The organism is Nocardioides ferulae (assembly GCF_003660455.1).
GTDB classification, from domain to species: domain Bacteria; phylum Actinomycetota; class Actinomycetes; order Propionibacteriales; family Nocardioidaceae; genus Nocardioides; species Nocardioides ferulae.
On record NZ_QZVR01000005.1, the window covers coordinates 93,515 to 107,783 of the forward strand.

Here is a 14,269-nt window from a genome sequence, read left to right on the forward strand (position 1 = left end):
ACACCTCCTGCCTGGCGGACACTTCCCTGGCAGGAGGTGGTCATGAGCAACGAGCTGGACGACGGGGGCCGGACCCCGGCGCACCGCGCGGCGTTCACCGCCTGCTGGCAGCGCGACGCCGGCAGGGTGCACGCCTACGCCGTGCGCCACGTGGGGCCCGACGACGCCGCCGAGGTGGTGTCCGAGGCGTTCCTGGCCGCCTGGCGGCGCTGGCCGCAGGTGCCGGACCCGCCCCTGCCCTGGCTGATCGGCGCCGCCCGCAAGGCGGCGGCCAACCACCGCCGTGGCCGCGACCGGCGCCGTGCCCTGCAGCAGCGGCTCGAGCTCGCCTCGGCCGACGGGGCCGAGGTCGACACCGTGCCCGAGGAGACCCGCCGGACTGCGCCCGACAGCGACCACGAGGGTCCGCCGATCCTGTTCGGGTTCGCGGGCGGCGACTTCGACCTGCCCGACGGCACCGCCGCGGTGGGCGTGGCCGGCCCCGGAGTCGACGAGACGATCCCGGTGACCGAGCCCGAGGGCTGGGCTGTCGAGCTGCCGGCGCCGGCGGCCACCGAGCGCTACGTCGTTCGCTTCCTCGACGCCGACGGCCGCACCCTGCACCAGGTCACCGAGCGCGTCGACCCCTGAGGGCGGGCCCCCGGCGCGCGTGGGACGGCGGGCGCGGGGCCGTTGCCTGCATACCGTGATGAAGCAGCACCCGGCCGCGCCCCGCCGGACGCCCGGGTACGGCAGGCTTCGCACATGGCCCCGGATCCGCACCACGTCGGCATCGACCTCGCCTGGGGGGAGAAGCGGCCCACCGGCCTGGCGGCGCTCGACGCCGACGGGCGGCTGTGCCACGTCTCGACCGTGGTCACCGACGACGAGATCGTCGACGCGCTCGCGCCGTACACCGCCGGGCCCTGCCTGGTCGCGATCGACGCCCCGCTGGTGGTCAAGAACCCGACCGGGAGCCGACCGGCCGAGCAGGAGCTGAGCCGCGACTTCCGCCGGTTCGAGGCCGGTGCCCACCCGGCGAACACCGGCAAGCCCGAGTTCCGCGACACGCCTCGCGGTGCCCGGGTCGCCAAGCTCCTCGGCCTCGACATCGATCCCCGCTCGGGGCGGGCCCGGCGCGCCGTCGAGGTCTATCCGCACCCCGCCACCGTGGTGCTCTTCGGGCTCGAGAAGACGTTGAAGTACAAGGACAAGCCCGGCCGCACCATCGCCTCCCTGCAGGCCGCCCTGCTCGCGTTGATGACCCACCTCGAGGGCCTCGCCGTCGCCGACCCGCCGCTGCTGCTGGGAGAGGAGTGGGCGGCGCTGCGCACCCGGGCCGAGCGGGCCACCCGCAAGAGCGAGCTGCGGGTCGTCGAGGACCAGGTCGACGCCGTCGTCTGCGCCTACGTCGCGGCGTACGCCGACCGGCATCCCGCCCGCATGCGGCTCTACGGCGACCTCGACCAGGGCTACATCCTCACCCCGGCGCTGCCCGGTGAGGACGCCCCGGAGCCGGCCGAGGACCCGGTCCGCGCCGCGGTCCGCGAGTACGCCGCTCGACAGCCCGCGCTCGCCGACACGGCCCAGCGCGCGGTCGCGCTGATGACCCAGCTGCTCGACGAGGCCGGCATCAACTACCTCAACGTCAGCGGCCGGGCGAAGAGCGTCGCGTCGTTCGCCGGCAAGGCCGCCCGCCAGGCCGACGGCCGGCCGATGTACGCCGACCCGCTGCGCGAGATCACCGACCAGGTCGGCGTGCGGGTGATCACCTACGTGCGCAGCGACGTGGACGCCGTCGCCGACCTGCTCGCCAGCCAGGTGCGGGTGCACGACGACCGTGACCTCGGCGAGGAGACGGCAAGCCAGGGGCGCTTCGGCTACGCGAGCCGGCACCTCCTGGTCAGCCTCGACCCCGAGCGGCCGCTGGCCGCGGAGCAGCCGCAGCTGGTCGGGCAGCGGGTGCAGGTGCAGATCCGCACCGTCCTGCAGCACGCGTGGGCCGAGTTCGAGCACGACATCCGCTACAAGGGTTCGGTGCCCGAGGAGCACGCCGGCGAGTTCGACCGCCGCTTCACCCTCGCCGCCGGGCTGCTCGAGCTCGCCGACCGCGAGTTCTCGATGATCTGGGAGCGGCTGCGCCCGGCCGCGGCCGCGCCGGCCGACGCCGAGGACGACGACCCCCGGCTGGACCCACGGGAGCTGGCCGCGTTCCTCGCCGGCCAGTACGCCGACGCCGGCTGGTCGCGCACCGACCACTACGGCTGGATCTCCGGACTGCTGCTCGAGCTCGGCATCACCTCGCTCGACGAGCTCGGCAGCGTGTTGCGAGCGGTCGACTCGGCCGCGATCAACGACCGCATGGACTACCGCTACCCACCGGGCGCCGTGCGCCGCCTCGACGACGCGCTGCTCGCCGCCTACGGCGAGGAGTACGTCGCGCTGCACGGCAACGCCCACCGCCGCGCGCTCCTGGCGACCCGCCTGCAGCGGATCCGAGGCTGAGTCCGCGGCATCACCCTCGTTCGTGGTGGGTGTTTGCGTGGTGACCTGCCGTTCGTGGTGGGTGCTTGCGTGGTGACCTGCCGTTCGTGGTGGGTGTTTGCGCGGTGACCTGCCGTTCGTGGTGGGTGTTTCCCCCGTCACCTGCCGCTCGTGGTTGGCGGATAGGTCGACGCGGACCGCTCGGCCGCGAGCGACAGGTCACCGCGGACTGACCGACCACGAGTGGCAGGTCACCGCGGACTGACCGACCACGAGTGGCGGGTCAGCGTCGGTTCGCCGACCACGAGTGGCGGGTCAGCGTCGGTTCACCGACCACGAGTGGCGGGTCAGCGTCGGTTCACCGACCACGAGTGGCGGGTCAGCGCGGGGACGCTGCCCGCAGCCTCTCCAGGAGGGGACCCGCGGCGGTGTCGAGGAACTGCTGCTGCAGCTCGTCGCCGACCTGGACCAGCGCGATGTCGGTGAAGCCGGCCTGCCAATAGGCGGAGACGGCCTCGACGATCGCATCCAGGTCGGGGCCGCAGGGGATCGACTCCGCGACGTCCTCGGGCCGCACGAACTGGCTGGCGGCGGCGAAACCCGCGGGCGTGGGCAGGTCGGCGTTCACGCTCCACCCACCCCCGAACCAGCGGAACTGCTCGTGGGCGAGGCGGGTTCCGGTCTCCTCGTCGGGGGCCCAGCAGATCGGGATCTGGCCGATCGCGCGCGCCTGCTCACCGATCCGAGGGGCACCGTCGGTGGCGTTCCAGGACTCCACCAGCTCGGCGTTCGGCTCCACCCCGACCAGGTGGTCGGCGAGCGGGGCGAACTCCCCGATCGCTCGGTCGCCGGCGACCGCGAGGCCGATGTCCACGCCCTGCTCGGGCAGGTCCCAGATGCGCGCGGAGTCGACCTGGAAGAAGTCGCCGCGATAGTCGACCAGGTCGCCGGTGTGCAGCTCGCGGATGATCTCCACGGCCTCGCGCAGCATCGCCTGGCGCTCCTGGATCGCCGGCCAGCCCTCGCCGACGACGTGCTCGTTGAGGTTCTCGCCGCTGCCGAGGCCGAGGGTGAACCGACCCTCGGCGAGCAACTGCAGCGTCGCGGCCTTCTGGGCGACGACGGCCGGGTGGTAGCGCAGCGTCGGGCAGGTCACGTAGGTCATCAGCCCGACCCGCTCGGTGGCCTGGGCGACGGCGCCGAGCAGCGTCCAGGCGTACGGCGCGTGGCCCTGCTCGGTGAGCCAGGGCGAGTAGTGGTCGCTGGAGACCTCGAAGTCGAAGCCGAGCCGCTCGGCGGCGACGGCGTACCGGACCAGCTCACGCGGTCCGCTCTGCTCGGTCATCAGGGTGTAGCCGAAGCGGGTCACGGGTCCTCCGGGGATCGTCGGGTGCGCGTGTGCGAAGCAGCGGTACCCACGCCCGCCGGGCGCTACCGTCGATGTCATGACCCCGGCCGATCTGCTCATCGACGCGTTCACTCGGGTCCTCGACGACGGCGTGGCCGTGGTCAGCGGCCTGGACCGCGACCAGCTCTCGCACCGTGTGGGCGCCGACGCGAACTCGATCGCCTGGCTGGTCTGGCACCTCACTCGCGTGCAGGACGACCACGTCAGCGAGGTCGCCGGCCGCGAGCAGTTGTGGACCGCCGAGGGGTTCATCGAGCGGTTCGGCTTCGACTTCGAGCCCGACGACATCGGCTACGGCCACGACGACGCGCAGGTGGCCCGGGTGCGCGCCGACGCACGGCTGCTGACGGCGTACCTCCGGGCGGTGCACGAGCAGACCGTGCGGTTCCTGCGCACGGTGAGCCCCGAAGACCTCGACCGGGTCGTCGACGAGCGGTGGGACCCGCCGGTGACGCTCGGCGTGCGGCTGGTCAGCGTGGTCAACGACGACACCCAGCACGTCGGGCAGGCGGCGTTCGTGCGGGGCCTGCTGGGCCTCTGACCGTCGCCCAGTCCCTCAGTCCCTCAGTCGCTCAGTCGTCGCTGTCGCCGTTGTCGAGCTTCTTGCGCACCCGGCCCATGCCGGGCACGTTGCCGAGCAGCTCGTTGAGCTCACGGCTGGCGGCGAGCAGGTCGTGCAGGTCGGGGGCCACGGTGGCGAGGGTGCCGAGCACAGGCAGGACGTCGCCCTCGACCCGGTCGGTGAGTGCCGGGAGCCGGTCGACCAGGCCCACCGCCGCGTCGACCTCGGCGGGAGTGGTCGTCTCCGCGAGCCTCTCCAGCACCGGCTGCAACCGCAGCAGTGGCGGCTCGAGGGCGTCGAGCAGTCCGACCAGCCGGCGGAACGGCTCCTGCAGGTCGCCGATGGCGTCGTCGGCCTTGCTGCGGGTCACCTCGACCCGCTTGACCAGGCGGTTCGCCTCGGCGCGGGTGTCGCCGGCGCTGCGCACCAGCCGGTCGGCGTCGGTCCTGGTGGCCTCCACCCGGTCGAGCAGTCCGCGGGCCTCGGTCAGCAGCTCCTCGGCGCTGCTCAGCAGCCGGCTCGCCCGGGGCACCAGCGAGACCAGCTGGTCGAGCGTCCGGGCCACGTCACCGGGGCCCGGGATCGGGGGAAGGCGCATGCCTACCGGTGACCGACATCACGGCCGGTCATGCCTGCCGGGGTGGCGCGGAACCGCCGCACCACCCGGCTACCGGGGCTGCCCGATCCGGTAGCGCACGAACGACGGGACCGCGATCGCGGCGGCGACGGTCAGCACCACCACCAGCACCCCGCCGCCGGCGGCGGTGACCGCGGTGCCGACGGCGACCGCGGCGGTGCCGTGTGCGACGTCGGCGATTCTGGGCCCGCCGGCGACGACGACGATGAAGACGCCCTGCAGGCGACCGCGCACCGCGTCGGTGGCGGCGGTCTGCAGCATGCTGGTGCGGAACGCGGCCGAGGCCATGTCGGCCGCTCCACCGACGACCAGCATGCCGACCGCGGCCACGAGCATCGCCTGGGGCCAGCGTCCGGCGAGCCCGACCGCGACTCCGAAGCCGGCCATCGCGAAGCCCCACACCAGGATGCACACGACGACGGCGAGCCCCTGCCGCTGCACCCGGGAGACCCAGCCGGAGAAGACCCCGCCGAGGACGGCCCCGGCCGGGATCGCCGCGAACAGTGCCGCGAACACCAGCCCGCCCTCGTCGGGGCCGCCGAAGTCGACGTGGGCGATCTCGGGGAACAGCGCCCGCGGCATGCCGAAGACCATCGCGATGATGTCGACCACGAACGACATCAGCAGCACCGGGTGGCCACGCAGGTAGGCCAGCCCCTCGACCACCGAGCGGAGCCCGGGGGTGCCGGCGATCGCGCCCTCGACCGGCAGTCGCGGCAGCCGCACGACGGCGGAGAGCGTCGCGAAGAGCGTCAGCGTGTCGATCAGGTAGAGCCAGGAGAAGCCGAGCACCGGGATCAGCGCCCCCGCCACCAGCGGCCCGGCGATCGCGCCGGCCTGGAAGACGGTCATGTTCAGCGAGTTCGCCGCCGGCAGCAGCTCGGGCTCGAGCAGCTTGGGCAGCACCGCGCTGCGGGTCGGCTGGTTGACCGCGAAGAACGCCTGTTGCACCGAGAAGAGCCCGAGCAGCAGCCACACGTTGCCGAGCCCGAGCGCCGCCTGCAGCCAGAACAGGCCGCTGGTGACGATCAGGCCGACGGTGGTGATCCGCAGCAGCGTCCGCCGGTCGAACACGTCGGCCAGCGCGCCTCCCCACAGGCCGAACACCACCAGCGGCACCAGCCCGAAGACGCCGGTGAGCCCGACGTACGCCGAGGAGCCGGTCTCGGCATAGATCTGCGCCGGCACCGCGACGACGGTCAGCTGCGCCCCGATGACCGTGATGATGTTGGCGGTCCACAGCCGGCGGAAGTGGTCGTTGCGCAGCGGCCGGGTGTCGGCGGTGAGCGCGCTGAGCGACTCCCGGATCCGCGTGACCACGACCGAGCAACCTACGCCGCGATCGGTTGCTTCCCGCAACCAGGTGCCCCGCGTCGGTGACCTCCACCACGACCCGTGCCGCCTCAGTCGCAGGTCGGCGACTCCCGGCGGTCCAGCAGCCGGTCGGCCAGGAAGTCGCACCACTGACCGGAGCCGGGGCCGCCGTTGACCTCGCCGTCGGACTCACCGGGGTGCTTGACCCACAGCGTGCCGTCGAAGGCGCCGTCGAAGACCAGTCGTGGTGCCTTGCCGACCCGCGCCCACACCGGGTTCAGCACGTCGCCGCCGACGGGGTCGGGGTGTCCGTTGCGGGAGGTGTCGATGACGTAGTGGACGCCTTTGACCTTCAGCTTGCGCAGCTCGCGGCGCAGGAACCCGGCGTAGTCGTGCTCGTCGGCGGTGGGCCGGAAGTTCGACACGTTCGTGCTGAACCCGCGGGCGAACCCGATCCCGGCGCGCTTGAGCAGCCGGGGGCGGCCGTCGAAGGGGCGCCAGTCGGAGTGGCCGGCGTCGAGGTAGACCCAGGCGCCGGATCGGCTGAGCACCCGGCTGGCGAAGCGGAGCAGCTTGAGCCGGTCTCCGGCGTTGGTGCAGCGCGGGTCGCCGTAGAAGGGGATCGCGTCGGGTTCGAGGACCACCAGTGCCTGCTGGCCACGGGTGCCGCGGGCCACCTGGCGGATCCAGTCGCGGTAGGCGTCGCCGCCGGGGAGCCCGCCGGAGGAGTAGAGCCCGCAGTCGCGGTCGGGGATGCCGTAGACCGTGAGCACCGGTGTCTTGTCGGCGGCCAGCGCCCGGCCGGTGTAGGCGCGGACGATGTCGCGGACCACCGGCGTCGGGTAGTGCTCGGGGGTGATCCAGAGCGCCTGGGAGCGGCGGCCGAACGCCGTGGCGTAGACCCGCTCCTGGTTGGCCGCCGGCATCAGCGGGTCGACGAACAGGCCGCGGGTGCGCCGCGGGTCGGGGCGCTCCGCGGCCGGGGCGGCGGGCCGGTCCACCCCGATGTCGTCGGAGTCGGGCACGGCCGGTGCGATGCCCGGCGTCACGAGACCGGCGGCGAGGGCCAGCGCGGCCGCGACGGTTCGGGCGCGCAGACGACGGGTCACGTCCCCAATCTAGAGGCCCGGCCTGGCTGGGGTGCCGGATCGGGCCTGCCGTTCGCGAGGTGAACGGACGGTGAACGTGCCACCCTGGTTCGGTGAACTCAGCGGCGGTGCGGGCCTGGCGGCTGCTCGTCGCCGCCTGTGCCGCGGCAGGGGTGGCCCTCGCGGCCCAGCAGTACGACGTGTGGTGGACCGCGCTCAGCCAGCTGGCCAACCTGGCCGTCGCGGTCTGCTTCGTGGCGATGGCGGTGCGCGAGCCCCGGTCACCGCTGCTGCGCGGTGCCCTGACCTCGCTGATGGTGCTGGTCTCGTTGGCCTATCTGCCGATGCAGAACGGCAACCTGGCCGAGCCCTGGTCGGTGCTGGAGCATGTCGTCACCCCGGCCCTGGTGCTGGCCGACTTCCTGCTGGTCGGCGACGACCAGGCCCGGGTTCGCTGGTGGCACCCACTCGTCTGGGTGGTGCCGCCGCTGGTCTACCTGGGGTGGTACGTCGTCGCGGACCTCGCCGTGTACGGCGCCCTCGACGTCACGCAGCCGGGCCCGTTCGCGGGCCGGGTGAGCCTGCTGGCGGCGCTCGCGCTGGCCGGCGGCTTCGGCCTGTATGCGCTGGGCCGCACCCGGCGGCCGGCCTACGTCGACGGCTGAGCTCCGGCAGGGCGCAACGCTCTACGATCGCGGGCGTGACCCAGCTGCCGCTCGCCCTGCCCGCCGCCGACGCCGAGACCAGCGAGGAGTGGGTCCGCAACCGGGCCCGCGACGGCCTCGCCGCCGCTCGCGAGCTCGTCGAGCGGCTCCGCGAGAACCCGCCGGCCCAGCCGCTGGAGGCACTGCGGCTGTGGGACGAGGCGACGCTGCGGATCTCCGACGTGGCCGCGGTCGCCGAGCTGTTCAGCAACGTGCACCCGGCCGAGGCGGTGCGCACCAGCGCCGAGGAGGCCGAGCAGGAGGTGGCCCGGCTGCGCACCGAGCTGGGCCTGGACCGCCGGCTCTACGACGTGCTGGCCGCGCTGGACCCCGCCGATCTCGACGCGGCCGCGACCCGGCTGCTCGAGAAGACGCTGCGCGACTTCCGCCGGGCCGGGGTGGACCGCGACGACGAGGCTCGCGAGCGGATCGCGGCGCTCAACGAGCGCCTCACCGAGGTCGGGCAGGAGTTCAGCAAGGCGATCCGCGACGACGTGCGCACGATCCGGGTGGCGCCGGAGCGACTGGCCGGACTGCCGCAGGACTGGCTCGACGCACACCCGGCCGGCGACGACGGCCTGGTCACCGTGACCACCGACTACCCCGACGCGATCCCGGTGCGCACGTTCTGCCACGACGCCGACGTGCGCCGCGAGCTCACGCGGGCGTTCCTGAACCGTGGCTGGCCGGCCACCGAGCCGCTGCTGCGCGAGCTGTTCGACCTGCGCCACGAGCGCGCTCAGCTGGTGGGCTACGAGACCTGGGCCGACTTCGACGCCGCGGTGAAGATGATCGGCGCCGGTGCCGCGATCCCCGACTTCGTGGACCGGATCGCCGAGGCGGCCGAGGGTCCGGCCCGGCGCGACCTGGCCGTGCTGCTGGAGCGCTACCGACGCGACGTGCCTGCGGCGGAGGGCATCGACACCGCCGACCTCGCCTACTACGAGGAGCTGGTGCGCCGCGAGCAGCTCGACGTCGACGCTCAGCAGGTGCGCACCTTCTTCGACTTCGGCAAGGTCCGCCAGGGTCTGCTCGATGTCACCGGTCGGCTGTTCGGGCTGCGCTACGAGCCGGTGGCCGACGCCGGCGCCTGGCACGCCGACGTCACGACGTACGACGTGTTCTGGGCGGACGCTGCGGACGCCGGCGACCCGCTCGGCCGGATCCACCTCGACCTGCACCCGCGCGAGGGCAAGTACAAGCACGCCGCGCAGTTCACGCTGGTCGACGGCGTGGCCGGGCGCCAGCTCCCGGAGGGGGTGCTGGTGTGCAACTTCTCCCGCGGGCTGATGGAGCACGACCAGGTGGTGACGCTGTTCCACGAGTTCGGCCATCTGGTGCACCACGTGCTCGCCGGGCGGGTGGAGTGGGCCCGCTTCTCAGGGGTGGCCACCGAGTGGGACTTCGTCGAGGCGCCGAGCCAGATGCTCGAGGAGTGGGCGTGGGACCCCGACGTGCTGCGCTCGTTCGCGACCGACGCCGACGGGGTGGCGATCCCGGCCGACCTGGTCGAGCGGATGCGCCGCGCCGACGACTTCGGCAAGGGCTACCACGCGCGCACCCAGATGTTCTACGCCGCGATGTCCTACTGGTTCCACACCGACCGGCCGGCGGACCTCACCGCTGCGATGCGCGAGCTGCAGGCGCGCTACTCGATGTTCGCCTGGATCGAGGGCACCCACATGTTCGCCAGCTTCGGGCACCTCGGCGGCTACTCGTCGGGCTACTACACCTACGCCTGGTCGCAGGTGATCGCCAAGGACCTGTTCAGCGCTTTCGACGCGGACGACCTGTTCGACGCCGACGTGGCCGCGCGCTACCGCGACCGGGTGCTCGCGCCAGGTGGCACCCGGGATGCCGCGGACCTGGTCGCGGACTTCCTCGGCCGGCCCTACACCTTCGACGCCTACGCGGAGTGGCTGGCCCGCTGACCTTGTCGGTCGGGTGTGGCCGACGTGACCGGTGTGACCGGTGTGACCGGGATCTCTCCGGAGCACTCTCCGAAGTGGTCTGGACCACAGCATAGAAGCGCCTACCCCAGAGCGGTGAGCGGAGTTAGTTTGATTTCTTGAGGTGATGGGGCACCTGTGGCCGGCTCGGGCCGGAAGCTCGACGACCGTTCGTTCCCGCTAGTCAAGGAGCCCAGTGATGGCTGCCTCTCGTCGCACCCGAGCCCTCGCGGCGGTCGGCGCGCTCGCCGCGCTGATCGCGCCGTTGGCCCTCGTCTCCTCCGGGGAGGCCGCCGCCGCCCCGAAGGGCCTGAAGACCCACCAGACGAAGGTCTACAAGGTCGAGAAGCACGTGGACCTCGGGGGTGAGTTCCCCGACAACACGGCGTCGTACGAGCTCAAGTGCTCTCCGGGCGACATCGCCGTCGACGGCATGTGGCGCGTCGACCACGTCGACCAGGCCAACCCCGACACCGGGACCTTCGGTGACGAGCGCGATGTCTACGTGACCCAGTCGCGCAACAAGTCCTCCGATCGCGCGGCCTGGTTGTTCTCGCTGACCAACCACGCGACCGCGGATGCGCAGGTGAAGCTCTTCGTGGTCTGCCTGGCCGGCAAGACGACCGAACGCAACGGTCACGCCCACGACATCCAGACCGGTTCTCTCGTCGAGACGGCTGACCCGGGCGAGACCATGCATGTGGGGGACTACCCGGCCCAGAGCTCGCTCTGTCCGGCCGGCTACTGGACCGTGGCGCCGGGGTTCTTCCTGCCGAACGGCAAGGCCCGTCTGTTCCACACCTGGCCGACCGCAGACCACCGAGGCTGGGCGTGGAAGTTCCGCGTCGAGTCCGAGGTGACCGGGGCGAAGTTCTCCTACCGCTGCCTGAAGTCGGAGACCGCCCCGCTCGGTGCAGGACCTCACGTCCACGACCTCGGACTGGCTTGGTACGGCGACACGGTCGGGCCGCTGAACAGCCACCTCGGCGTGAAGTTCACCGTGCACGCCTCCGAGACGGCCGAGCTCCAGCTGTCCTGCCGCGATCACGGCAAGGCATTGGTCGGCTCGATGTACTTCAACGCGTGGGACAAGATCTGGTGGCTCGGCCAGGATCCGCGTCCGAAGACGCGGGCGCACAAGTTCTGGGTGACCCACAACCCCCAGAACGTATGGCTGGACAACCTCTGCCTCGAGGGCCGCACAGGTCCGCAGAAGCAGCAGTCCCTGGTCCCCTGACCTGACCCCACCCGCGCGCCCCCGACACCCTGGACCGTCGGGGGCGCGTGGCATGTCCCGTCCACGCCGACCCGTCACAGATTCCCTCCGAATCGCGGAGTGTCGGGGAACGATCGACGGGTCGGCGGTCCGGCGTCCGTCCCACTGGCTACGGTGGGCTGGTGCCACGACGCCTGCGGTTCCGCGGTGAGATCGCCGGCGCGGGCAGCACCAGCGGCGTGCGGGTCGTGGTCGGACGCTGGGTCGAGACCCCGCTCGGCGCGTTCGCCGACGCGATGGTCGAGACCGCCGCCGGGCACCGCGTCCTGCTGGCCCCGCACCAGGATGCCGCCGACTTCATCGCCTCGACCTACACCTTCGACGAGGTCCGGGTGGCGCCGTTCACGGCGACCGTGACCACCCTCGCCGGCGCGGGGACCACGTGGCAGGTGCGGTCGGCCGACCTCGAGCTCGACCTCACGCTCGGTGCGAGGACGCCGCTCGGTTCCGCCCTGCGGCTGGTGCCGCGGACCCTGGCCACCTCGCCGGCCTGGTGCACCGTAACCGATCCGGTGGCCCGGCTCGCGCTGCGCGGGGTGCGGACCCGCGGCAGCGCCGGCGGCGGGCGGCGGGAGTACTACGCGGCCACCGACCGCCGCGCGGTGACCGGCCTGACCGGCAGCTTCGACGGCGTACCGCTCGGTGCGCTGGCCCCGGTCGACCCGCCCTGCCGGTTCGGCTTCTCCTCGACGCCGCGGAGACCCGGCGTGACCGCGGTGGTCACCACGGTCACGGTGCCGGACTGACGGCGGCCTCGCGCAGCACCGGGAGCACCCGCTCACCGATCAGCCGCAGGTGCTCCCAGGAGGGCTCCGCCGGCATCCCGCCGCAGCCGGGGTGGCTGGTCACCAGCGGCAGCGTGCCGGCCCGGCACCGGTCGACAAGCTCGTCGGGCGAGAGCACGACGTACTTGCCGGCGGCGCGAAGCCCTTCGACGGTGGTGGAGCGGTCGAGCACGAAGTGATCGGCCTCGTCGGCCCCCTCCCGCCAGGCCTGGTAGCCGCGGGCGTCGGCCAGCAGGTGCTGCCCGTGGGCCGCCCAGAACGCGTCGGGGTCCTCGGCGCAGAACACAGTCGCCGGCCCGGGGGAGGGGGCGACGACCATCCCGGGCTCGCGGCCGAGCCGCCGGCACTCGTCGCGGTAGAGCCGGCGCAGCTCGCGGTCGTCGGTCTGCGGCTGGAAGTGCAGGCCGAGTCGGGCGGCCCGGCGCGCGGCGGGCTCGCTGCCGCCTCCGTAGAACAGGATCGGGCGCGGCCGGGAGAAGGGGGTCGGAGTGACCCGGACCGTCCGGCCGCCGTGTTCGAACGGCTCGCCGGTCCAGGCGGCGAGCAGCACCCGCAGCCGCTCCTCGACGTCGCGCCCGCGGGACTCCCAGGCACGGCCGTGCAGGTCGTACTCCTCGTGCCGGTAGCCCAGCCCGACGGTGTAGGTCACCCGCCCGCCGCTGAGGTGGTCGAGCACGGCGATGTCCTCGGCGAGCCGGATCGGGTCGTAGAGGTTGACGAGCAGGGCCGCGATCGAGATCGAGATCCGCGATGTCACGGCCGCGAACGCGGCAGCCACCGGGAGCGGGCTGGGCAGATAGCCGTCGTCGGCGGCGTGGTGCTCCGACAGCGTGAGCGCGTCCTGCCCGCACCGCTCGGCGTACGCCGCCTGCTCGACGGCGCGCGCGTAGAGCTCCTGGCGGGCGGCCGGGTCGGCCCCGGGAGCGCGCAGGTCGTAGCGGGTGACGAAGAAGGTCCGGGGCTCGTGATCGGCCATGCGGACAGCCAACCAGAGCGCACGGAGTCTCGTGGTGACCTCTACGAGAACCGGGGCTGCAGGTTCCCCAGGGAGTGCAGGCGAACCTTCACTTCCCCCGATGAACTTGCCGAGGGAAGTGCCGGTTCGTCTGCATACCGTGATGAAGCGGCACCGCCCGGCAGAGGCTCACCGCAGCTCGATCGCCCGGTTCACCCACACCGAGGTGACCTCCATGCCGACCTTCTCGTAGAGCGGCAGCGCGCCGGTGCGGGAGTCGGTGGAGAGCTCGGAGACCGAGGCGCCGTGGGCCCGGGCGACGGCGAAGGAGTCGACGAGCAGCGCGCGGGCCAGCCCGCGGCCGCGCAGGTCGCGGCGCACGGCCAGCCGGGAGACGTAGCCGGTCGTGCCCGACTGGAGGACGTTCGAGACGCCGACGACGGCGCCGGACGGGTCGGTGACCACCCGCAGGTTCCATGGTTCGAACCCCGGCCGGCGGGTGACGGTCGCCTCGAAGTCCTCCCAGGTCTGCCGGGGGCGCACCGACCACTCCAGGAAGGCGTCCTCGATGACCTCGTGGGTCGCGGAGTACTCCTCGGGCCGAGCCTCGCGCACGGCGTACCCCTCGGGCAGCGGCTGCGGCTCGATCTCGCGGCCGGCGGGCAGCTGCAGGATCCAGCTGGTCCAACGCACGCGGTAGCCGAGCGCCTCCATCAGCCGGTCACCGGCGCTGCCCTGCGGCATGGGCATGCCGACGACGCTCGCCCCCGCGGCGCGGGCGGTGCGCTGCATCCAGCCGGCCAGCGCGGTGCCGATGCCGAGCCCGCGGTGGTCGGGGTGCACCGCCGCGTCGCCGCGGTCGGGGGTGCTGAACTCGGCGTAGCCGACAAGGACGCCGTCGGGGGCGAAGACGCCGATCGTGCTCGAGGGGATGTCGAAGCTGGGTCGCTGCCAGTCGCCGACGATGTCGGCCTCCTCGACCTGGACCGCCCCGGTCTCGTGCAGCTCCTCCGCCGCGATCGCCTCGAACACCGCGGTGGCGTCGGGCATGTCGAGCGGGCGGGCGGTGTAGCCGGTCGGCAGGGTGAGCTCGGCGGTGCTGTGGGTCATGCCTGCAGTGTGCTGGCC

At 73.0% G+C, this 14,269-nt stretch carries 13 protein-coding genes; 7 read left to right on the forward strand and 6 right to left on the reverse strand.

What is annotated here, in order from left to right; all coding sequences use genetic code 11:
* The first annotated feature begins 42 nt into the window (after window positions 1–42).
* Together D6B71_RS23085 and D6B71_RS08750 are read left to right on the forward strand one after the other, a co-directional pair.
* The gene (locus D6B71_RS23085) at window positions 43–630 is read left to right on the forward strand and encodes an RNA polymerase sigma factor (protein WP_206051639.1); all 588 of its coding nucleotides are present in this window, start codon (window positions 43–45) and stop codon (window positions 628–630) included.
* A 114-nt stretch (window positions 631–744) separates the two neighbouring features.
* Window positions 745–2,484 (forward strand): DUF429 domain-containing protein, encoded by a 1,740-nt coding sequence (locus D6B71_RS08750; RefSeq protein ID WP_121254098.1) that lies wholly within the window; start codon window positions 745–747, stop codon window positions 2,482–2,484.
* A 358-nt stretch (window positions 2,485–2,842) separates the two neighbouring features.
* Here the strand turns inward: D6B71_RS08750 and D6B71_RS08755 are convergent, their stop codons facing one another.
* A complete protein-coding gene (locus D6B71_RS08755; RefSeq protein ID WP_206051640.1) occupies window positions 2,843–3,832 on the reverse strand; it encodes an LLM class F420-dependent oxidoreductase in 990 nt (329 codons plus the stop codon).
* A 76-nt stretch (window positions 3,833–3,908) separates the two neighbouring features.
* Between D6B71_RS08755 and D6B71_RS08760 the strand changes: the two genes are divergently transcribed.
* Window positions 3,909–4,412 (forward strand): mycothiol transferase, encoded by a 504-nt coding sequence (locus D6B71_RS08760; RefSeq protein ID WP_121254102.1) that lies wholly within the window; start codon window positions 3,909–3,911, stop codon window positions 4,410–4,412.
* A 31-nt stretch (window positions 4,413–4,443) separates the two neighbouring features.
* Here the strand turns inward: D6B71_RS08760 and D6B71_RS08765 are convergent, their stop codons facing one another.
* From D6B71_RS08765 to D6B71_RS08775, 3 genes are all read right to left on the reverse strand, one after another.
* The gene (locus D6B71_RS08765; protein WP_121254104.1) at window positions 4,444–5,031 is read right to left on the reverse strand and encodes a hypothetical protein; all 588 of its coding nucleotides are present in this window, start codon (window positions 5,029–5,031) and stop codon (window positions 4,444–4,446) included.
* 69 nt (window positions 5,032–5,100) lie between these two features.
* Window positions 5,101–6,390: an MFS transporter gene (locus tag D6B71_RS08770; protein ID WP_240641223.1), complete on the reverse strand. Its 1,290-nt coding sequence runs from the start codon at window positions 6,388–6,390 to the stop codon at window positions 5,101–5,103.
* Window positions 6,391–6,473: 83 nt separating this feature from the next.
* Window positions 6,474–7,493 carry a glycoside hydrolase family 6 protein gene (locus tag D6B71_RS08775; protein ID WP_121254106.1) on the reverse strand — a complete coding sequence of 340 codons (1,020 nt, stop codon included), beginning with the start codon at window positions 7,491–7,493 and terminating at the stop codon, window positions 6,474–6,476.
* A 92-nt stretch (window positions 7,494–7,585) separates the two neighbouring features.
* Between D6B71_RS08775 and D6B71_RS08780 the strand changes: the two genes are divergently transcribed.
* The 4 genes from D6B71_RS08780 to D6B71_RS08795 all read left to right on the forward strand — a co-directional run bounded on the left by D6B71_RS08780 (window position 7,586) and on the right by D6B71_RS08795 (window position 12,147).
* Complete coding sequence (locus D6B71_RS08780) at window positions 7,586–8,137, forward strand: Pr6Pr family membrane protein (protein WP_126688215.1); 552 nt, start codon at window positions 7,586–7,588, stop codon at window positions 8,135–8,137.
* A 35-nt stretch (window positions 8,138–8,172) separates the two neighbouring features.
* Window positions 8,173–10,107 (forward strand): M3 family metallopeptidase, encoded by a 1,935-nt coding sequence (locus D6B71_RS08785; protein ID WP_121254110.1) that lies wholly within the window; start codon window positions 8,173–8,175, stop codon window positions 10,105–10,107.
* A 217-nt stretch (window positions 10,108–10,324) separates the two neighbouring features.
* The gene (locus tag D6B71_RS08790; protein WP_121254112.1) at window positions 10,325–11,362 is read left to right on the forward strand and encodes a hypothetical protein; all 1,038 of its coding nucleotides are present in this window, start codon (window positions 10,325–10,327) and stop codon (window positions 11,360–11,362) included.
* Between the two features lie 161 nt (window positions 11,363–11,523).
* The gene (locus D6B71_RS08795) at window positions 11,524–12,147 is read left to right on the forward strand and encodes a hypothetical protein (RefSeq protein ID WP_240641224.1); all 624 of its coding nucleotides are present in this window, start codon (window positions 11,524–11,526) and stop codon (window positions 12,145–12,147) included.
* Here D6B71_RS08795 and D6B71_RS08800 read toward each other — a convergent pair.
* Together D6B71_RS08800 and D6B71_RS08805 are read right to left on the reverse strand one after the other, a co-directional pair.
* Window positions 12,131–13,162 (reverse strand): LLM class flavin-dependent oxidoreductase, encoded by a 1,032-nt coding sequence (locus tag D6B71_RS08800; protein ID WP_121254114.1) that lies wholly within the window; start codon window positions 13,160–13,162, stop codon window positions 12,131–12,133. The genes D6B71_RS08795 and D6B71_RS08800 overlap by 17 nt on opposite strands.
* A 168-nt stretch (window positions 13,163–13,330) precedes the next feature.
* The gene (locus D6B71_RS08805) at window positions 13,331–14,251 is read right to left on the reverse strand and encodes a GNAT family N-acetyltransferase (protein ID WP_121254116.1); all 921 of its coding nucleotides are present in this window, start codon (window positions 14,249–14,251) and stop codon (window positions 13,331–13,333) included.
* Between the last annotated feature and the right edge of the window lie 18 nt (window positions 14,252–14,269).